Source organism: Arthrobacter sp. zg-Y238 (assembly GCF_024385525.1).
GTDB lineage: Bacteria > Actinomycetota > Actinomycetes > Actinomycetales > Micrococcaceae > Arthrobacter_B > Arthrobacter_B jinronghuae.
This window is the reverse complement of the sequence record NZ_JANFLU010000012.1, coordinates 20,230-39,011: the sequence shown is the minus strand read 5'-3', so window position 1 is coordinate 39,011 and position 18,782 is coordinate 20,230. Positions and strand designations below refer to the sequence as shown.

General features: G+C 62.4%; 15 protein-coding genes. 9 read left to right on the top strand and 6 right to left on the bottom strand.

Annotated elements, in window-relative coordinates; genetic code table 11:
- Position 1: 1 nt before the first annotated feature.
- Together NNX38_RS14690 and NNX38_RS14685 are read right to left on the bottom strand one after the other, a co-directional pair.
- Complete coding sequence (locus NNX38_RS14690; protein WP_255798697.1) at positions 2-577, bottom strand: tripartite tricarboxylate transporter TctB family protein; 576 nt, start codon at positions 575-577, stop codon at positions 2-4.
- Positions 577-1,533 (bottom strand): tripartite tricarboxylate transporter substrate binding protein, encoded by a 957-nt coding sequence (locus NNX38_RS14685; RefSeq protein ID WP_255798818.1) that lies wholly within the window; start codon positions 1,531-1,533, stop codon positions 577-579. Before NNX38_RS14685 ends, NNX38_RS14690 begins: the two co-directional genes overlap by 1 nt.
- A gap of 263 nt (positions 1,534-1,796) precedes the next feature.
- Here NNX38_RS14685 and NNX38_RS14680 point away from each other — a divergent pair, with 263 nt between their 5' ends.
- Positions 1,797-2,156: a universal stress protein gene (locus NNX38_RS14680; RefSeq protein ID WP_255798696.1), complete on the top strand. Its 360-nt coding sequence runs from the start codon at positions 1,797-1,799 to the stop codon at positions 2,154-2,156.
- An 84-nt stretch (positions 2,157-2,240) separates the two neighbouring features.
- On the opposite strand, the gene NNX38_RS14675 is transcribed toward NNX38_RS14680, so the two are convergent.
- Positions 2,241-2,723 (bottom strand): N-acetyltransferase, encoded by a 483-nt coding sequence (locus NNX38_RS14675; RefSeq protein ID WP_255798695.1) that lies wholly within the window; start codon positions 2,721-2,723, stop codon positions 2,241-2,243.
- 223 nt (positions 2,724-2,946) lie between these two features.
- Here NNX38_RS14675 and argE point away from each other — a divergent pair, with 223 nt between their 5' ends.
- Together argE and NNX38_RS14665 are read left to right on the top strand one after the other, a co-directional pair.
- Entirely contained in the window at positions 2,947-4,119 is a 1,173-nt protein-coding gene (gene argE / locus NNX38_RS14670) for an acetylornithine deacetylase (protein ID WP_255798694.1), read from the top strand.
- Positions 4,120-4,152: 33 nt separating this feature from the next.
- Positions 4,153-5,427, top strand: a complete 1,275-nt coding sequence (locus tag NNX38_RS14665) for an MFS transporter (RefSeq protein ID WP_255798693.1) — start codon at positions 4,153-4,155, stop codon at positions 5,425-5,427.
- A 100-nt stretch (positions 5,428-5,527) separates the two neighbouring features.
- On the opposite strand, the gene NNX38_RS14660 is transcribed toward NNX38_RS14665, so the two are convergent.
- The 3 genes from NNX38_RS14660 to poxB form a co-directional block, all read right to left on the bottom strand.
- Positions 5,528-6,070 (bottom strand): hypothetical protein, encoded by a 543-nt coding sequence (locus NNX38_RS14660; RefSeq protein WP_255798692.1) that lies wholly within the window; start codon positions 6,068-6,070, stop codon positions 5,528-5,530.
- Between the two features lie 79 nt (positions 6,071-6,149).
- Entirely contained in the window at positions 6,150-6,833 is a 684-nt protein-coding gene (locus NNX38_RS14655) for a hypothetical protein (protein ID WP_255798691.1), read from the bottom strand.
- 334 nt (positions 6,834-7,167) lie between these two features.
- Positions 7,168-8,886 carry a ubiquinone-dependent pyruvate dehydrogenase gene (gene poxB, locus NNX38_RS14650; RefSeq protein ID WP_255798690.1) on the bottom strand — a complete coding sequence of 573 codons (1,719 nt, stop codon included), beginning with the start codon at positions 8,884-8,886 and terminating at the stop codon, positions 7,168-7,170.
- 149 nt (positions 8,887-9,035) lie between these two features.
- On the opposite strand from poxB, the gene NNX38_RS14645 reads away from it, so the two are divergent.
- The 6 genes from NNX38_RS14645 (at position 9,036) to NNX38_RS14620 (ending at position 18,776) form a co-directional block, all read left to right on the top strand.
- Positions 9,036-9,197, top strand: coding sequence for a hypothetical protein (locus NNX38_RS14645; RefSeq protein ID WP_370646476.1), 162 nt, complete (start codon positions 9,036-9,038; stop codon positions 9,195-9,197).
- A gap of 57 nt (positions 9,198-9,254) precedes the next feature.
- Positions 9,255-10,655: a hypothetical protein gene (locus tag NNX38_RS14640; protein ID WP_255798689.1), complete on the top strand. Its 1,401-nt coding sequence runs from the start codon at positions 9,255-9,257 to the stop codon at positions 10,653-10,655.
- A gap of 364 nt (positions 10,656-11,019) precedes the next feature.
- Positions 11,020-12,975, top strand: a complete 1,956-nt coding sequence (locus NNX38_RS14635; RefSeq protein WP_255798688.1) for an ATP-dependent endonuclease — start codon at positions 11,020-11,022, stop codon at positions 12,973-12,975.
- Positions 12,976-13,249: 274 nt separating this feature from the next.
- The gene (locus NNX38_RS14630) at positions 13,250-14,707 is read left to right on the top strand and encodes a DUF3375 domain-containing protein (RefSeq protein WP_255798687.1); all 1,458 of its coding nucleotides are present in this window, start codon (positions 13,250-13,252) and stop codon (positions 14,705-14,707) included.
- Positions 14,704-15,468, top strand: a complete 765-nt coding sequence (locus NNX38_RS14625; RefSeq protein ID WP_255798686.1) for a DUF4194 domain-containing protein — start codon at positions 14,704-14,706, stop codon at positions 15,466-15,468. Before NNX38_RS14630 ends, NNX38_RS14625 begins: the two co-directional genes overlap by 4 nt.
- Complete coding sequence (locus NNX38_RS14620; protein ID WP_255798685.1) at positions 15,465-18,776, top strand: ATP-binding protein; 3,312 nt, start codon at positions 15,465-15,467, stop codon at positions 18,774-18,776. Before NNX38_RS14625 ends, NNX38_RS14620 begins: the two co-directional genes overlap by 4 nt.
- Positions 18,777-18,782 lie beyond the last annotated feature (6 nt).

The window sequence follows — 18,782 nt, the reverse complement described above, 5'->3', positions numbered from 1 at the left end:
GTCAGAAACCGCCTCCAAGAATGCCGGAGGGGAGGTTCAGTCCCAGGCCGACCGAGAATGCCAGGTAGATTGCGCTGCTGATCAGCAGGGCGAAAGAGATGTCGAACAGCGGGCGGCGGCTGCCGAAGCCCTTGGCGACGAACCAGAACAGCATGGCTGCGGCGATAATCCAGCCCAGTGTTTCCAGGGTCAGGGCGAACAGCAGGAAGCCTCCGGCCGACCAGAGGACTGCCGACCAGTCCGTGAAGGTTCGATACGTCCGTGCGGAAGTCTCCGTGGGATGTTCCGGTGAGCGCAGGTAGTGCAGCGCCAGCAGAACGGCCAGGACGTATCCGGCGACCATCAGGATGCCGGGGAAGAATTTCGGACCGGGGAAGTCCGTGCCCTCCCCCACGTCCATCGTCAGGATGCCGATCAGCAGATAGGTGCTGAAGAGCACCATGAGCAGCGAGAGAAGCAGCCCGCTGCGGCCATCCCGCCATGAGGTCCGGACGGCTAGCGTCGCGTCTGATGTTCCGGCCGTTTCGGGCCGCTGCGTCTCCGCCATGCCGGCGGACGGGGGCACTGGATTACTCATCAGCCGATCTCCTTCACGAGTTCGCCGATGCGCTGCTGCTCGGAGATCATGAACTCATCGAACTCGTCTCCGGTGAGGTACACATCGACCCATTTGTTGCGCTCCACGGCGTCCTGCCACTCAGGGGTCGCGATGGTTTCCTCCACCAGGGTCCGAAGCTCCGCGAATTCCTCATCCGTGATTCCCGGAGGAGCCAGGATGGCCCGCCAGTTGGCCAGGTCCACGTCGTAGCCCTGCTCGGTCAGGGTGGGAATATCGACGCCGTCCAGCCGCTGCGGGGCGGCCAGTCCGAGTGCGCGCAGGCGCCCGGAGTCAATCTGGTCTTCCACATCCTTGTAACCGGACGTGGCAGCTTTGGCGGTGTCCGTGATGAGTGCCTGGGCCGCCTCGCCGCCGCCGGATTTCGGAATGTACGTGGTGTCGGAGGGATCCACGCCGGCAGCGAGCGCAAGTTCGGTCATGACCAGCTGGTCAAAGGTGCCGCCGCCGGTCCAGGCAATCGCTGCCGGGTCGGCCTTCCAAGCCTGCACCAGGTCGTCGAGTGTCTTGTACGGGGAGCTGGCCGGAACCACAACGACGTCGTACTCCTCCACCACCCGGGCGATGGGCCGCACGTCGTCGTGCGTAACCGCCGAGTCCAGCTGCGCGACGCCGGCGACCAGGCCTGCGCCGGTGACCATCAGGTTGTTGGCCTGCCCGGACATGGTGGAGAGCTGGCCGAGGCCGATGGTGCCGGCTGCCCCGGGGATGTTCACTACCTGCGTGTTGTTCACCAGGCCGTTGGCGCGCATGGCCTGCTGCTGCTCGCGCATGAACATGTCCCAGCCTCCGCCGGCACCTGCGGGGGCAATCAGAGTGAGATTGGCACGAATGTCCGAACCGCCGGATGCGGACTGGATGGAAACGAAGGTGGCCAGGCCGATCGTGGCAGCAGCCACGATGCCATAGACGGCCATAAAGACCGGATGCTTGCGACGTGCGCCGGACCCGGCTCGATCTGGTGATGAACTCACGAAATCAACTGTCCTTAGTGGGGGTGGTAGAGACATAAAAGCTGGCCGGTACTCAGCGTTGAGCCGACCACCTAATGACCCTAGGTGATCTGAGTCATATTGAGGGAGTCGGCTTGGCCGCCGCGCTTAATAAATTGCGAAGGTTTTGCTTTTTCTACTTGGCGTGGAGAACCTGAAGGACAATCCCCTCCTACCTCGGAGTACTTATGACCGTCATTGTTGCCCGCACCAGCACCCCCGAGGGCGAAGCTGCACTAGCTGCCTCGCTCGAAGAAGCCCGACGCCGTCAGGAAGACCTGGTGGTTTTCAACCTCGAGGGCACTCAGCTCGACCCTGAGGGCCCCGAGCTTCAGGGCGTTCCGGTCACCTTCCGGCTGCCGGATGCCCGTGACCGCGACGCCGTGGGGGATTTCCTCGACGCCGCCGAAGAGGTGGGCGCCTCGGCCGTGGTGATCGGAGTGAGGCACCGCAGCAAGGTGGGCAAGTTCCTGCTCGGCAGCACAGCGCAGCAGATCCTGCTGGAGGCCAATGCTCCGGTGATTGCGGTTAAAACCCCTCAGTCCTAAGGAATGACGACGGCGGGACGCCGGGACACGGCGACAGCCGCCGTACTCAGCGTCCGCCGGCGGCCAGTGCCCTGGGTGGGTGTTTCATTGCCCTACCGGCTTACGCATTTGCGTGGAGACGGTCTCATAGCCCAGGGACTCATACAGGTCATGGGCCACGGTGTTGTAGCCGAACACATTGAGGCCCAGCGTCGCAGCACCCTGTTTGGCGGCGGCACCCTCCGCCAGCTGCATTGCGGCACGGCCGTAGCCCTTGCCCCGGTGATCTTCGTGGATCTCGATATCCGAAACCCACCACGCGTCTGCCCTATCCCCGGTTTGCGAGATCCAGAGATACCCGACGACCGTGGACGCTCCGTTGCCATCGAGGGCGACGACGTCGTAAACGAGCTGGCCCGGCGCGATCTGCCCGTCCGGGAACGACGCCGCGAACCCCGCCCGCGCTTTCTGCGCCGCCACTTCGGTGGACTCTCCTGACTCGATGCGTGATTGCTCGTAGCCGCGGCGCGATTCCTCGAGCCACGCGGCGAATCGTTCGGCCGGCATCACACGTAATTCAATTGTCATTCGCTCACTCCAGGGGGTAGGCGATCGTTTCCGGGGCGTCCATGGAACTGATTGTGCTGCCATTTAACAGCGGAAACGAACTCCGGCCACATTGAGGCACGGTATGACGTCACGAGGCCGCAACAGTGTGACAAGAAAGGCCCCCAGTGACAGACTCGCGGCTAGCCGTCCGCCGAAAATGCGGATGCCTTGGCGGCTGTCTCGATGAATACCAGGAGTAAATATGTCACCTACACCGAGCGATGCAACGCTTGAAGAAATTACGAAACTGATTAATTTCGATACGGTCAGCCGGGACAGCAATCTTCCGCTGCTCGGCTACGTGGGTGAACGCCTCAGTACTCTGGGCATCGAATCAAAGCTCATCCACGATGCAACCGGGCAGAAGGCAAATCTGCTGGCAACCATTCCCGCAGGCGATGGCACGCGGACCGGCGGCATTGTGCTCTCCGGGCACACCGATGTTGTTCCGGTTGACGGACAGGATTGGAGCTCCGATCCGTTCACCCCTGAGATACGCGACGACAAGCTTTATGCCCGTGGCGCCTGCGACATGAAATCGTTTATCGGCGTGGTGATGGCCAAACTCGACTCAATGGTCGAGGCCAAACTCAGTGAACCTATCCACCTAGCCTTCTCCTACGATGAGGAAGTCGGCTGCATCGGAGCGGTTGACCTGGTAGCGGCTATCACCGCCGACGGCCTGAAGCCGCGCGGCGCCATCGTTGGGGAGCCCACCTCCATGCGTGTGGTGCGCGGGCACAAATCGGTCAATGTCATCAAGGTAGATTTTCACGGAATTGCGGCACATTCCTCACTGACCACTCTGGGCGTCAACGCGATTTCCGCGGCCGCCGACTTTGCGGCATTTGTTAATGCCAAAGCCAGGGAATTCGCCAGCACCGGCGCCGCCGATGAAGCCTACATCGTCCCTTACACCACCACCACGGTGAACCAGATCCAGGGCGGTATCGCGGTAAACACCATTCCGGCGCTATGCACGCTTCACTTTGAATTCCGCTCCATCGGTGCCGATGACCCGGTAGCGCTCATCGAAAGCTTCCGTGCCGAAGCACTGCGCATTGAAGCGCTCATGAAGGCCCTAAACCCCGAAGCACGCGTCGAATTCACAGTGCTGGCCCAGACCCCCGGGCTCGATACCCCCGCCGAGGCCTCGATAGTCTCCTTGGCGGCCGACCTCGGCGGAACGCCGAGCCCGGATAAGGCAACCTACGGCACCGAGGCGGGGTTGTTCTTCAACGCGGGCATTCCCACGGTTGTCTGCGGCCCCGGCGACATTGCCCAGGCGCATGCACCTGATGAATTCATCGCCCTGGAACAGATCGCCGAGTGCGAATCATTCATCGACAACCTTGTGAAAGCCCTCACCGCCTAGCCTGCCAACACTTACGCCCACCAGGAGCACCTCATGAGCGCACCAACGACGATAACGCCGAAGCAATTTCAAGACGCCAAGAAGGCGGTGATTAGTAGTTCGATTGGTGCCGCCCTCGAATGGTTCGACATCATCGTCTACGCAACCTTCGCAACCGTCATTGCGAAGAACTTCTACCCGGATTCGGACCCGACGTTCGCACTGATCCTGACCTTTGCCACTTTTGCGATTTCCTACGTCGTCCGCCCCCTGGGCGGCATGGTGCTGGGTAGTTACGCGGACCGCAAGGGACGCAAGAATGCCCTGTCACTGACCCTGCTGCTGATGATGGTCGGGACGCTGATCATGGCGGTGGCACCCACCTACACAATGGTGGGCATGTGGGGCGGGGTCATCATCCTGCTCTCGCGCCTCATCCAGGGATTCTCCGCAGGTGGCGAATTCGGCACTGCAACTGCATTTCTGATTGAGACGGCACCACATAAGAAAGCGTTCTATTCCTCTTGGCAGGTGGCAAGCCAAGGCGCCGCGATGGTGCTCGCCTCAGGCTTTGGCTTCGCGCTGACCGAGGGACTCTCCGAAGAGGCACTGAACAGCTGGGGCTGGCGTGTGCCGTTTTTCGTCGGCCTGCTCATTGGCCCGGTAGGACTCTACATCCGCGCCAAGCTCTCAGAAACCGAGGACTTCATTCACAGTGAAAAGGTGTCCTCTCCGGTTAAGACACTGCTCGTGAATCACTACGGGCGCCTTCTTGCCGCTTCGGCTGCCGTTGGTGTTGCAACCATCTCCGTCTACATGATTCTCTACATGCCGACGTTCGCTGTGACGAACCTGGAAATCCCGGCAACCGCGGCATTCCTTGGCGGCGTGGTCGCCGGTCTTATCACCCTCGTGGGTGTGCCGTTTGTTGGTCATCTGGCGGACCGGGTGGGACCCGCCAAAGTTATGACCTATGCGGCACTCGGTGCGCTGCTCCTTGCCTGGCCGCTGTTCCAGCTCATGGTCACCAACCCAACGGTTCCAACACTAGTGCTCGTCATAGGCTTGCTTGGTGTCATTATGGCGTTCTACTTTGGACCGCTTCCGGCCCTGCTCTCCTCGATGTTCCCGGCAGCAATTCGAGGAACCGGACTGGCCATCACCTATAACGTGGGGGTAACGCTGCTGGGCGGTATTGCGCCGCTGGTGCTGACCTGGCTGCTGGATGTCACCGGGTCGCTGAGCGCACCGGGCTTGTACTACATGGCCATCGCCGTGATTTCCCTGGTCGGCCTGTTCTTCGCGCGGACGCGTTACAAGCAGCCGTAAGGACTCAGCGTCAGCAGACTCCAGTCCTACGAAGGCCCCACTCTCTGTCATTTAGCAGCGGAGTGGGGCCTTTGCGACGCCGGCGCCCTGGATGTCACCCTCACCCGCTCTCCGGCATCTCCTCTGTGGGTTCGTCCATCACGGAAGCGCGCCAATCTTCATCTATCTGTTGGATGTGCAGGGCACAATCCGCAGGCAACAGGCCCAGAAGCTCCCACGGCATAGATGCCAACTCTGCGTCCAAGACGGCGATGTAAATTTCCACGTTGGGCGGCGTCTCATCAATGATGAGCAGGTCATTAAGCGCGAGGATCAGCTCTACTCGCTCCGTAAGACCGGACAGCGGGGTTCCACGGACACCATTCAAGTTGCCCAGGCATGCCCAGACGTTGAGTAGTTTGGTGCGTCCATCGCAGAAGGGCGGAGTTTCCTGCCCGGTGCGGCAGATTTCCAGAATGCTGAGCATGGTCATTACCGGCAGACCTTTACCGCGACGATAACCGTCGATGTACTGCTCAATAAGGGGCCCAACAGTGGCAATCCCGCGACTCAGCTGGGAGGAATCAATGTCGCCGGCGGCGCGGCCGAGGTGAGATGCCCAGAGGAACAGGGAGGGGTCCGATGGAAGGGATGAGGTAGGCATACAGGTAGTCCTTTCGAAGGCCGTTAAACAAGAAAGCCCCTTGCCCTGACGAAGGCGGGGCAAAGGTAGGAGCTAGTTATTACCGGTGGGACGTATGCCTCCTCCAGTGATCCGAGGTGTTTCCGAAGTATTGGGCTTCGTCATTTGTGGCGTGGAAGGTACCAGCCGACAAGCAACGCGCTCGGTCTACACCTTCGGTTGTACTGAGGTACCTTCTACGGCCCGCGTTCTCCGAAGGAGCGGTAATCGGCTGGATTCTTCCGTTCCGCACGGCTGAGTGGAGGACGTCCATCCATCGGGGGAAACGCAGGTCGATCCGCACCAGCGCGTCCTCGTAGCTGGGGGTGCTTTCCAACACAAGGAGGTAAACCTTCAACATCTCCCAATAACGCTGACGCTCACGAAGAGGCATCTCTATCGGACTACAGAGCATCTTCGCCAGGGCAACAAGCAGTTGGCGTCGAACCTCCAACGACTGGTTGTGGGCGGGCGTTTCGACTACCGCTAACAGGGCCTTCCAGACAGCGATGAGTGAGGACTTGAGATCCGCAGTGATGACGGTTCTTTCCGCACGAGCAATCAGGCCGCAAAGTCCGTTGATGGTACGCGGCGAGGACAGCCGGGCCCGATCTGCCAGCAGCCTGACTGCGGAGTCCATGACCACCTCGAACGAACTCCGGCCATCTACGCCGATGCCTGCTTTTGATGGCGTGATGGACCTGCGGCAGAGGCTGTCGACGGGACGGGCAAAGAGAGTGGACATTTTGGTTCCTTCCTAATTTTGGGCATAAAAAAAGGCCCCGTGGGGCCTGCTGTGCTTGAACGAACAACTTGGAGGAATGCTGGGCAAGAGCGGAAATACTGCAGCTGCCTACAGATAGCCCGCCATATGTAACCGATCGCCAGTTTCATGGTGGCTGGTAATCTCTTGTTCTACTTTTAAGTATCCGTACACTTCCGGGACATTAGAAAATACGCTCCTCTGGGAGTGTCATCACGACACCGGGACCTGAAATAAATGTCCACCTCCTGATTTCTCATTATCCCATTAAAGTCCGTCACGCGACCACCGTTCCCTCCATGGCGTGGCCCGGGGCTCAAAGCAGCTGACGCGCGTTCGCCCGGGCGAGATCGATGAGCTCGCGGCCGTTGCCGGCGAGCACCGTGCGCATCGCGTAGACCGCAAAGCCCGTGGCCTGCTTCGCGTCGATCTTCGGCGGCATGGAGAGCTCCTGCCGCTCCACCGCGACGGAGACGAGCGCGGGGCCGTCGTACGCGAACGCACGGCGCAGGGCGGCCTCGAGGTCCTCCGGGCGCGTCACGCTCTCACCGTGCATCCCCACCGCCTGCGCAACCGCACCGAAGTCCGGGTTCTCGAGCCCGGTGCCGAAGTTGACGATGCCCGCCGCCTTCATCTCCACCTCGACGAAGCTGAGCGCCGCGTTGTCGAACACGACGATCTTGATCGGCAGCCGATGCTGCACCACCGTCAGCAGCTCACCGAGCATCATCGCGAGGCCGCCGTCGCCGGCGAGGACCACGACCTGCCGGTTCCGGTCCACAGCCTGGGCGCCCATGCCGAGCGGGGTCGCCGCCGCCATGGTGCCGTGCCAGAAGGAGCCGATCAGCCGCCGTCGCGCGCCGATGTGCAGGTGCCGGGACGCCCAGATGACCGGAGTGCCGACGTCGGGCAGGAAGACCGCGTCGTCGGCCGCCAGCTCGTCGATCAGGTGGGCAAGGTGCTGCGGATGGATGGTGCCCGGGCCCTGTTTCTCAAGGTCGTCGAGCTGGGCGCGGGTGCGGCGGTAGTGGTCTAGGGACTTCTCGAGGTGGGTGCGGTTGGACTTGCGCTCGAGCAGCGGCAGCAGCGCCAACGCCGTCTCGCGCACCCCGCCGACCATGCCCTGGGTGAGCGGCACGCGGCGGCCGAGCTGCTCGCCCCGGATGTCGACCTGCAGGATCTTCGCCTTCTTCGGGTAGAACTGCTGGTATGGGAAGTCGGTGCCGAGCATCAGCAGCGCGTCGCAGTCCTCCATCGCCCGGTATCCCGACGCGAAGCCCAGGAGCCCGGTCATGCCGACGTCGAACGGGTTGTCGTGTTCGATGAATTCCTTGCCGCGGAGGGCATGCACGATCGGTGCTCCCAGTGCGTCGGCGAGGGCGAGGACCTCCTCGCGCGCCCCCTCGACGCCGGCGCCCGCCAGGATGGTCACGTTCCCGCAGGAGTTCAGCGTGGCGGCGGCTTCCTGCAGCTCCGCCGGGGAGGGCACGATGACCGGGTCGGTGCGGCGGACCGTGAAGACGCGCTCGTCCGCGGCGTCCTGCAGCGCGGTGTCGCCCGCCATCACGAGCACCGCCACGCCCCTCTTCTCGATGGCCGTCCGCATGGCGATCTCCAGCAGCCGCGGCATCTGCTCAGGACTCAGCACCATCTCGCAGAAGACCGTGCAGTCACGGAACAGCTCGGTGGGTCGGGTCTCCTGGAAGTACTGGCTGCCGATCTCGTCGCTCGGGATGTGCGAGGCGATCGCGAGCACGGGAACCCGGCTTCGGTGCGCGTCGTAGAGCCCGTTGATGAGGTGCATGTTTCCAGGTCCGCAGCTGCCCGCACACACCGCGAGCTCGCCCGTCAGCGCCGCCTCCCCGGCGGCAGCGAACGCGGCCTCCTCCTCATGCCGGGTGAGCATCCACTCGATGCCCTTCTCCCGGCGGATGGCCTCGGTCACCGCGTTCAGGGAGTCTCCGGGAACTCCCCAGATTCGCTGGATCCCATTGGCGGCGAGGTTGTGGACGACGGTCTCGGCGATCGTGGGCATGCTGCTCCTCAGGTCGGCGCGCTCGGATGGCCGTCAGTCTAGGCGGCGGGATCGGGCTGTACCAGAGGGGTGGCGGGTCGCTTGGCTCACATACGGCGCCGTTTCCTCGCGGCTGGCAGGACCGCCTCGTCGAGGACAACCCTTTCCATGTGCCCGCCAGCACCCCAATCGCACAGGTCAACAATGACGATCCCGAGGCGGTGGAGGAACAGTTCCATGCCGCTGTGATGAGCCCGGGCTGGGATCCGACCACGGTGCAGGTGGCGCATCCGGCGGGGTCATCGAGGGCCAAGACGAAAACGGACGGATAGTCTCCTTCATTCACGAAGACACACGCCTTCGACTGATTTCGCCGTTATTATCTGAGTATGAGCAACATCAGGGGTAGGTTATGGCCACAAGTCGTTCATAGCGGGCAAAAGGCGACCATCCGGGTGGAGAACTTACCAGCATCAGCAAGGCAAGTGGCCGCAGTCATCTCTGGTACCGACAATCTAGAAACTTCCTGGCGCATGGACTGCCCATTAGAGCTAGTGGGTAACGGATCTGCATACGCACAAATAGAAATACCGCGACAAACACGTGAAACTGCACTATTTGTTAGTAGTGTTTGGCTCGACAGCGAAAGACTCGATCTTCCAAACATCAGCGTTTGTATATGTGACCCGATTAGACCATTGGGACGCTCCGATCCTGAGGTTGTAGCCCGATATGCCGACATACAGAAAAGTCAATACGAACGCTATGGCGTGCCGCTCGGCGACCCCACCGTTCCGGGCTCCTCGCACTATCGCATTGCTTGCATCGTGCAAGGTCTCCTCCTTACTACTCAGATGAGGCTTCCCGGTATTCGGGTGTTTGGCATAGAGGCTAGGCCATCAGGTGCAGACGCCGAGCAGCTCGTAAATAGCGCCATCGCTCAACTCGGCTGGAGCGCGCAACCACTCCAGCCAGGTTGGGCTGAAGCCTTTGGACGTCATCAGCCTGTATCGGTGTTCGCATTCGAGAATGTCTTTGCTGAATCGATCGAACTCGCTATGCAGATTTGCACGGAAGCCCGAGACAACCTCTTATCAATCTTGTCGGTAAATCGAGGCGCAAGCGGACGTCCCGTCGTCACGTGCGTGGAACAACTCCAAGACGGTGAAACGATTGCTTCAAAGTTTCGATTTGAACAATCTACCTATAGGGGCAACCTAATTGGTGGCATCCTCGCTGGCGAAAACCAGTCGCAATTGGTACTCCAGCAGACTGCCCTGAATCATGATCCACTGTTGAAACTGTGTCTAGACCTCTTCCGCGAGGCCCAGGCAGATCCATCCCCTGATGCCAGATACTTCAGGCTCTGGTCCGCACTTGAAACGTTAGCCATAGGTCGAATCGAGGCCGGTCGTCCTGTCACAAGACTCGACGGAACGCCGTGGCCCGGAAACCTCGATTCGTCCAAGGCGGCTCCAAGGGTTTACCAGCTCATCGCTGGACGCCTGTTTCGAAGCACAATGCCAATAGACGAGCAGAGCATGGTGCACCCGGCCCCCGACCTCGCGTCGGCCGTCACGCATTGGTACGCCAGGAGGAACGCCACCGCACACTATGGCAGATTCATGGTTGGCGATCCTGACCAGATGGCGCGAAATTGGTACCGGAAAGCACTCGCCACCGTTGCCCCACAAGGCGACCCAGATGAATGGTTGATGGCCTTCGAACGAATCTGCGCGGATGTCCTGCGTGCGGAAATGTACAGAGTGGGGACGCTCCTCGTTCCATAGGCTTCACCTAGGTCGGCCGAACTTAACACTTTTGGCGCGCTACTCCCCGGCATGCTGTCGATTGGGGAAGGACCCCGAGGGCCTAATCTGACTTCAACCCGATCACCAGTCGCGGGCCGTCGTAACTGACTCCTGCGCTCCCAGTCCTGATCCCGGACCTTACGGAGGGCGCCATCAGGCTCGCAAGCTGACGCCGATCCTGCTCCAACACGATGGGCTCTCCGCCGTTGAAAATGCGCTGAAAATGCTACCGCCATATTGCAGTCCGTTGAGTTAGTGTTGGACCGAACTGTGGTTCTCGCTCGCAAGCTGCAAAGCGCGAGACCTGGGCGTTTTCACTCAAGTACACCAGGGGGCACCTTCATTGCGTTTATCGAAAGTATCTATAACGGGATTCGGCAGAATCGCCCAGGGATCTATGGACATGGCACCTCGCGTCATAGCGATTGTCGGACCAAATGAAGCTGGAAAGTCGACGCTCCTCGATGCGCTGCACTATTTGAGTGACGATTCCTCCACCCTTCCTCCAGCGCGACGGTCCAGAACAGTTAGACCTAGCGATGACTCGACTGTCGTCACGGGCATATATGTGCTCGAGGAGCACGAAATGCAATCTTTCGCTGATATGGACCTCGAGGAACTTCCACGAAAGATGGAACTATCTAGGAGGGCAGGTGATACAACTAGATATCTGAATATTGAGCCTCGGCCGACTAGGTCGAAAAGTAGAGTCAACGCCCTCGTTGCTCGCTTTCATACAACGGTCGAAAATATGCTTTTGAGACAGTCAGATTCACAAGAATCAGAAATCGAGAGCGACGCCGAACTTCGCGAAGATTTCGGTAAACGTCTAAAGGCATTAATTCTAAGTCTGGAGGAGGCGGCAGGACAAGATCGACTCATGGAGGCCCTCCTTCCACTTCATGATCAGATCTTGAACCTGCATGAGTCAACAGAATCCCATCCGATTACCGAGGACGTTTTTCAAGCCGTCGCAGATCTATTGAGTTGGATCGAAGAGGATGATCCCGCCCCCGAGGTTCGCAAACGGCTTGTTGAATTTCTTCCCAAGGCATTAGTCTTCTCGGAGGCCGACCGCACGTTGCCTTCAGCTTTCACCCTGACCGAACGTACGCTCGATGATATTCCCCAGTCCCTCCAGAACCTTGCGGATATGGCGGATCTTTCCCTGCCGGAATTATATTCGGACATTGAAGATGGGAATCGTGCATCGTATGGAACTCGGATCCGAAAGGCAAACAATACCCTTAGCCGCAAGTTCGCTGAGTCTTGGCGACAATCCGACTTGTCGGTAATGTTCAACCTGGAAACTTCCACTATTTACCTAGAAATACTTCAAGGCAATGATGTGGTCACGCCAATCGATGAACGCAGCGCAGGACTTCGAATGTACGTTGCCCTTGCAGCGTTTCTCGCGAGGCAAACGACTGATGTCAAACCAATTATTCTTATCGACGAAGCGGAAACACACCTCCACATAGACGCCCAGGCGGATCTAGTTGCATCCTTTTCGCGACAACATGAGGTCGCAAAGATCGTCTACACTACGCATTCCCCGGCGTGTTTGCCGTCCGATCTAGGTACCGGTGTTCGTGCGGTGCTTCCAAAGGCGAAAAATTCTCAAGAGAGTACTGTTGAGAACAGTTTTTGGCGGAATGCAAGCGGCTTCACGCCTCTTATGATCGCAATGGGGGCAGGGGCCTCAGCTTTTTCAACAGCTCGATATGTGGTCCTTGCCGAAGGTGCCACGGAAATGCTGCTACTGCCATCCCTCATCCGAGCAGCTACAGGTCTAGGGGAGCTGCCATACCAAGTTGCTCCTGGACTCTCGGAGATATCGCCAGAGGACTACGCCGGGCTCGATTTGGAAGGGGCACGAGTTGCATTCCTTGTAGATGGGGACAATGGCGGAAAGACACTGAAAAAGAGTCTCGTTGCTGCGGGGGTCGCACCAAACAAGGTAGTGCAACTCGGCGCGCTTATGCTCGAGCACCTTCTAGACGCCGATGAATATAAGCTGATGTACGGGCGTCTACTGCAGGAGTGGAACCCAGCAGCCAGGATCATGGGGCAGCCTGCAATAGACGATGACAATGGTGTACCGCGACCCAAACAACTAGAGAGCTGGGCCAGATCCATGCCTGAGTTGCGCATCCCAGGCAAACGCGACGTAGCGAGCTACCTCGCCGAACATGGGAAAGCCATACCCAGCGAAGAAGGGGTGACTTCCCTTCGCGCCCTCCACACCGAACTCATCACTGCTCTGGACATAAAATCGGCACAGTCAAGGCGCCCGTGATGCCAGTATCGGTTCCCATCCTCCATCCCATAGCGGTACGCGGGTAGAATCTTTACCCGCGGCGCCTTGAAACCCATGCCGCCAGTACCGCAGCCACAACGGGCATACCGGAAATACGGAAGACGGCGCCCTGGGACGAAGCTAAGACTGGACTGACGAGCATCTTCCTCCATCTCATTCCTAGCCTTCGTACACCCCTGCCCCACCCCGCTGCTCCACCCGGCTAAAATCGAGGAGGCCCGTTTTTCCCCACCGCACGGGCGGAAAGCGCAGAATGTCCTTCATCGAGAACGCCGTTGCCCGCTGGGCCGAACTGCAGCGGCTCCAGGCCTCCCCCGGCTGGAAACTGACCAACGCCAACGCCTGGGTGCCGGCGCTCTTCCGGGAGGCCTTCACGCGCACCCGGCCACGCCTTCCGCTGGACGATTTCCACGCCATGACGGACTCCTTCCTGAACCGGCTCCGGATGGACGGCGTGCAGCTGCGCGAAGACTGGACCGGACGGAACTACGCCGATGACTGGGTGGCCCGCCGCTTCCTGGCCCGGCCCCGCGCCGACGGGAAGTTCGTCTACGAACTCACCGAATCCTCCGCCCGCTTCCTCTCCTACCTGGACGGCTACACCAGCGACAAAACGTCCCTGAACTCCTCCCGCCTGGCCACCCTGCTGGACCGGGTGGAAAACCTCGCGCAGGAATCCAACCCGGACCCGGCCGCCCGCATCGCCGTCCTCAAAGAAGAGGTCGCCCGCCGCGAGGAAATGATTCGCGCCCTGGAATCCGGCGAGGCTCCCCCGCCCCTGCCGGACGACACCGCCGTCGAAGCCGCCCGCGACATCCTCGACTTGGCCGCCGCCCTGCCCGCCGACTTCAAACGGATGCGCGACGGTCTGGAAAAGATGCTCCATGACCTACGCCAGGAAATGGTGGAATCAAACGCCGCCAAGGGCCTGACCATGGGCGAAATCCTCGAAGCGGACAAGAAGCTGCGCAGCACCGCCGAAGGCCGCACCTACGAGGGCTTCACCGCCTTCCTGAACGACGCCGACCAGCAGGCCCGCTTCCGCGCCGCCATCGCGGAGGTGCTGGAACGGGACTTCGCCGACGACATGAGCCCCGAGGACCGGCAGAGCCTGTACCGGTTGATCAGCGACATGCGCGACCAGGCCACCGAAATCCACCGGATCTACGGCCGGCTCTCCGAATCCATGCACACCTACGTGCAGAGCGACGAGTACCGCGAATCTGTCCAGCTGCGCCAGCTCATCCGCGCCGCCGAAACCGCCATCCACAAGGCTCCGCGCGGACGCCGCCGGGCCGCCGTCGTACCCGCACCGCAGCTGCATGGCTCGGGCTTCGAATCCCTCAGCATGGTCCGGGTCTACAACCCCGAAGACCATGCCGCCCCGCCCACCCTGCCCGAACCGCCGCAGTTCACCGAGGCGGACATCCACCGCTCGGTCCGCACCCCGCGCGCGGACCGGCGGGTACTGGCCGACGCCGTCTCCCGGGCGACGGCGACCCGCGCCAGCGCCACCGTGGCCCAGGTCTTCGAGCAGCTGCCGCCCGAACACCGGCACCTGAACAGCATCCGCGCCCTGCTCGCCGGCGGCTCAGCCGCCGACTCTGCTGCCAAGCAACACCTTGAATCCGTCACCTTTACCCAGATCGACGGCAGCGAGCGCACCGCGCTGCTGCCCGCCGTCGCCGTCGCGAAAGCCCCTGAAAAATGAGCGAGACCACCGCAACAGCAGCCCCGGAGGACTTCGATCCGGAGCTGGACGAAGCGCAGGAACAAGAAGCCCCGCGCGACCTCCTCGTCGACGGCCCGGAACTGTTCCCCGGCGACACCGGCACCCTGCCGCTGAAGCTGCGGCAGGCCCTCATCCGGCTGCTGCGCGGCCCGTACCTGGACGCGAACTCCTCGGACAACGTGTACGAGACCGTGGTGGACAACCAGGAGCAGCTGCGCGTCCGGCTGAGCGAACTGTTCCTCACCCTGGTCATTGACGAGGACCGCAAGGTCGCCCTGCTGCGCCCGGTGGAAATGGCCGAACCGCACACCTCCGCCCTGCAGCGCCAGCGCGAAATGACCCGCGAGGAAACCCTGCTGCTGCTGCGCATGCGGCTGATCCTGGACCGCCACACCGGCACCGGAAACGAGGCCACCATCGCCCGGCAGGACATCATCGAGGTGCTCGAGGGCTACGTGGATCCGGGCCAGCGCGACGCGAAGTCCGTGGAGGACCTGGCCGACGCCGCCATCCGCAAGCTCGTGCAGGACCGCCGCCTGCTGCTCCCCACCGAGCTGGACAACGTCTGGGTCATTTCCAACGCCCTGCCGCTGGCCCTGCCGTACAGCCAGATCGGCGACATCATCACCTTTATGCAGACCCTCGGCGGGGACGATGACGACGCTCCCGCGCTGGTCCTGGACAGCACCCCCGACGACAAAACCCCCGCTGAAGAGAACGACGGCGAGGAGCCGGCATGAGCATCGAAACCACCCTCCCCATGGGAGACCTGATCAACCCCGGCCAGAACCGGCTCGCCTCCGTGCAGATCGTCAACTGGGGCACCTTCGACGGCGCGCACACCATCAAGGTGGACCGTGCCGGCACGCTGCTCACCGGCGACTCCGGCGTGGGCAAATCCACCATCTTCGACGCCATGCTCCAGGTCATGGACGCCCGCCCGCGGATGAACGAGGCCGCGCAGAACAACTCCGGCACCAACGCCGAGGAAAAGCGCAACGCGTTCTCCTACATGCGCGGACGCCTGGGCACGCAGGGGGCCGACGACGGCGCGGGCACCGCCTACCAGCGCCCCGGCGCCACCTGGTCCGCGGTCTGCCTGACGTTCGACAACGGCCTGGGGCAGATCACCTCCCTCTCTGTAGTCATGGACCTCCCCGCCACCGGCACCGAGCACAACCTGGGCCGCTACTACCTGGTGCACAACCGCCCGCTGGACCTTAAGGCCCTGCAGGCCGGCATGCGCGGCCGCTTCACCAAGGGAAGCCTGGAATCCCTGCTGCCCGGTGCCGCAGTGTTCGATTCGCACAAGATGTTCGCCGAACGCTACCGGCATGCCCTGGGTGTGGAGGACGAGAAGGCCTTCAACCTGCTGCGTATCCTGCAGACCGGCAAGGGTCTGGGCGGCACGGTCAATGACTTCTTCCGCAACCACGTGCTGGACACCCCGCGCACCCTCACCGCCGCCGAAGAGGCCGTGGAGGACTTCAGCCACCTGCGCAGCATCCGCCGCCAGCTCGAACGCGCCCGGCAGCAGCGCGACCACCTGCAGTCCGTCCCGGAACTGCACACCCGCTACCGCGAAGCCGCCGACGCGCTGGCGCACAACCGCGCCCTGGCCAAGGAAGGCCTGCCCGCCTACCGGCAGCGCCTCGCCCTCGAAGGCGCCGAGCGCACCGCCGAGAAACTCGAGCAGGCCGCAACTGAAGCCCGCTCCGAACTCTCCGCCGCCGAAACCCGCCGGGCCACGCTGAAGGACCAGCGCGATGCCCTCAGCACCCGGTACACCGAAGAGGGCGGCGGAGCCATAGCCACCCTCGAACGGGAACTCGCGGCTGCGTCCGCGCAGCTGCGCTCCCGGGAAACCGTGGAGAACGCCGCCAAGGACGAGCTCGCCGCGGCGGGGATCGAGGTCGACTTCTCCCCCGCCGGGCTGGTCACCGCCCGCAGCCGCGCCGCCGAGCTGGTGAAGTCGCTCGGCACCGAGCTCGACGCCGCCCGCGAGCGCAGCAGCAACGCGCACGGCGAGGCGTGGTCCCTCAAGGGCCAGATCGCGAAGCTGGAAAACGAGATCGGCTCATTCCGCCGCCGCACCTCCAACATCCGGCAGGACTCCCTGGATCAGCGGGCCCGGATCTGCGCCGCCACCGGCATCGACGAAGCGGACATGCCGTTCGCGGGTGAACTCATCGACCTGCCCAACGAGCACGCGCAGTGGCGTCCTGCCGCCGAGCGCACGCTGCGTTCTCTCGCCACCGCCCTGCTGGTGCCCGGCGAGCACATGGCCGCCGTCACCCGGTACCTCAGCGAGAATGACATGCACGGCTATGTCCGCTGCATCGACGTCTCCGTTCCCGTGGACGGCCCCGCCGAGCCGGGCCCCGATGACCTGATCACCAAGCTGCTCACCCACGACTCGGAAATGGGCGAGTGGGTCCGCCACAAAATCACCGCGCACTACGACTTCGTCTGCGTCGAGGACCCGGCCGGGCTGGCCGACGTCGCCAAGGGTGTGAGCCTCGGCGGTGCGGTCAAGCGCAACCGCAGCACCACCGAAAAGGATGACCGGCACACCAAGGCCTCGGACAACGTCCTGGGCTTTGACAACAAGGACACCGTCGCGGCGCTCGGCAACGAGCTGCTGGCCCTGCGCAGCGTCTTCGAGGAAGCGGACAACCTCTCCCGGCAGCACGCCGAGGAGCAGGACGAGCTGGTCCGCCGGCTCGCCGCCGTGCGCGCCATCGCTGCCGATGAGCGGACCTGGGAGGAACTGTCGGCCGACGCCGCACGGGCCGCCGTCGCCGTCGCCAATGACCGGCTCGAATCCGCTCGGGATGCCAACGCCGATCTGGAGCAGATCCGCTTCGAGCTCGACACCGCCGAGCTGGACCTCACCGCAGCCACCGAGAAGGTCGGCGTGCTCAAGGGCGACGCCGCGAGGCTCGACGCCGACCTGGCCGCCGCCGTCGAGCGCCGCACCGCGCTCTCCGCGAAGGCACCCGAAGCGCTGTCCGAGGGACTCCGTTCCGCGCTGGCCGAACTGTTCGATCCCTTCGGGGAACTGACCGACCCGGCCCGCCTGAAGGAGGCCGCCGGCGAGGTGGAACGGTCCCTGATCACCGAGCAGGCCCGGCTGGAGAAGACCCTGCTGGAAACCCGCGCGAAGCTGGAACGCACGTTCGAGACGTTCAGCGATAAGTGGGGTTCGGATTTCGGCACGTCGGTGGAATCCGCCGGCGCCTACGAGGACCGCTTCGAGGACATCATTTCCGAGGGCCTGCCGCAGCGCGAAGCCGAGTTCCGCGAGTACTTCAACAACCGCACCTACGAGCGGTTCAGCGACCTGCTGCAGCTGCTCGACGAGGAACGCCGCAGCATCTCCTCGCGCCTGCTGCCGCTGAACTCCGTGCTCCGCCGGGTGGAATACTCTGCCAGCAGCCACCTGGAGATCGAGGTCGCCACCACCGTTCCCGACGCCGCGCACAAGTTCCGCACCGAACTGAAGAACGCACTGCCCATGATGGGCTCGCGGCAGGATAAGGCGGACATGGACGCCCGGTACGCCGCGCTCGAGGCCCTGGTGGACCGGCTGAAGGATCCCGAGGAGAAGCGCTGGCGGGCCGAGGTGCTCGATGTCCGCTCGCACGTGACCATCACCTGCACCCACCGTCTCGCCAGCGGGCACACCTACACCAACCTGCAGGCGTCGCTGATGTCCGGCGGCGAGGGCCAGCGGTTCACCGCGTTCATCATGGCCTCGGCGCTGGCCTACCAACTGGGCATTGTGTCCCAGGGCTTCAGCACGTACGGAACCGTGATGATGGACGAAGCGTTTGTAAAGTCGTCCCTCTCCTTTGCCGAGGCGTCCATCAACGCGCTGCACGAGTTCGGCTTCCAGCTGCTGCTCGCCGCACCGGAGGACAAGGTGGACCTCTCCCGGTTCCTGGGCTCGGTCACGGAAATCCTGCGCGACGACGTCACCAACCGTTCCGGCGTGATGGAACGGGCCATGGGCAACTCCCGGTCGGTGGACATCCTGCTGCGCTAGGCGTGT

Bases quoted from the DNA above. Each gene is read 5' to 3' on its own strand.
- NNX38_RS14690 (WP_255798697.1), bottom strand. From the start codon at position 577: ATGAGTAATCCAGTGCCCCCGTCCGCCGGCATGGCGGAGACGCAGCGG.
- NNX38_RS14685 (WP_255798818.1), bottom strand. From the start codon at position 1,533: ATGGCCGTCTATGGCATCGTGGCTGCTGCCACGATCGGCCTGGCCACC.
- NNX38_RS14680 (WP_255798696.1), top strand. From the start codon at position 1,797: ATGACCGTCATTGTTGCCCGCACCAGCACCCCCGAGGGCGAAGCTGCA.
- NNX38_RS14675 (WP_255798695.1), bottom strand. From the start codon at position 2,723: ATGACAATTGAATTACGTGTGATGCCGGCCGAACGATTCGCCGCGTGG.
- argE (WP_255798694.1), top strand. From the start codon at position 2,947: ATGTCACCTACACCGAGCGATGCAACGCTTGAAGAAATTACGAAACTG.
- NNX38_RS14665 (WP_255798693.1), top strand. From the start codon at position 4,153: ATGAGCGCACCAACGACGATAACGCCGAAGCAATTTCAAGACGCCAAG.
- NNX38_RS14660 (WP_255798692.1), bottom strand. From the start codon at position 6,070: ATGCCTACCTCATCCCTTCCATCGGACCCCTCCCTGTTCCTCTGGGCA.
- NNX38_RS14655 (WP_255798691.1), bottom strand. From the start codon at position 6,833: ATGTCCACTCTCTTTGCCCGTCCCGTCGACAGCCTCTGCCGCAGGTCC.
- poxB (WP_255798690.1), bottom strand. From the start codon at position 8,886: ATGCCCACGATCGCCGAGACCGTCGTCCACAACCTCGCCGCCAATGGG.
- NNX38_RS14640 (WP_255798689.1), top strand. From the start codon at position 9,255: ATGAGCAACATCAGGGGTAGGTTATGGCCACAAGTCGTTCATAGCGGG.
- NNX38_RS14630 (WP_255798687.1), top strand. From the start codon at position 13,250: ATGTCCTTCATCGAGAACGCCGTTGCCCGCTGGGCCGAACTGCAGCGG.
- NNX38_RS14625 (WP_255798686.1), top strand. From the start codon at position 14,704: ATGAGCGAGACCACCGCAACAGCAGCCCCGGAGGACTTCGATCCGGAG.
- NNX38_RS14620 (WP_255798685.1), top strand. From the start codon at position 15,465: ATGAGCATCGAAACCACCCTCCCCATGGGAGACCTGATCAACCCCGGC.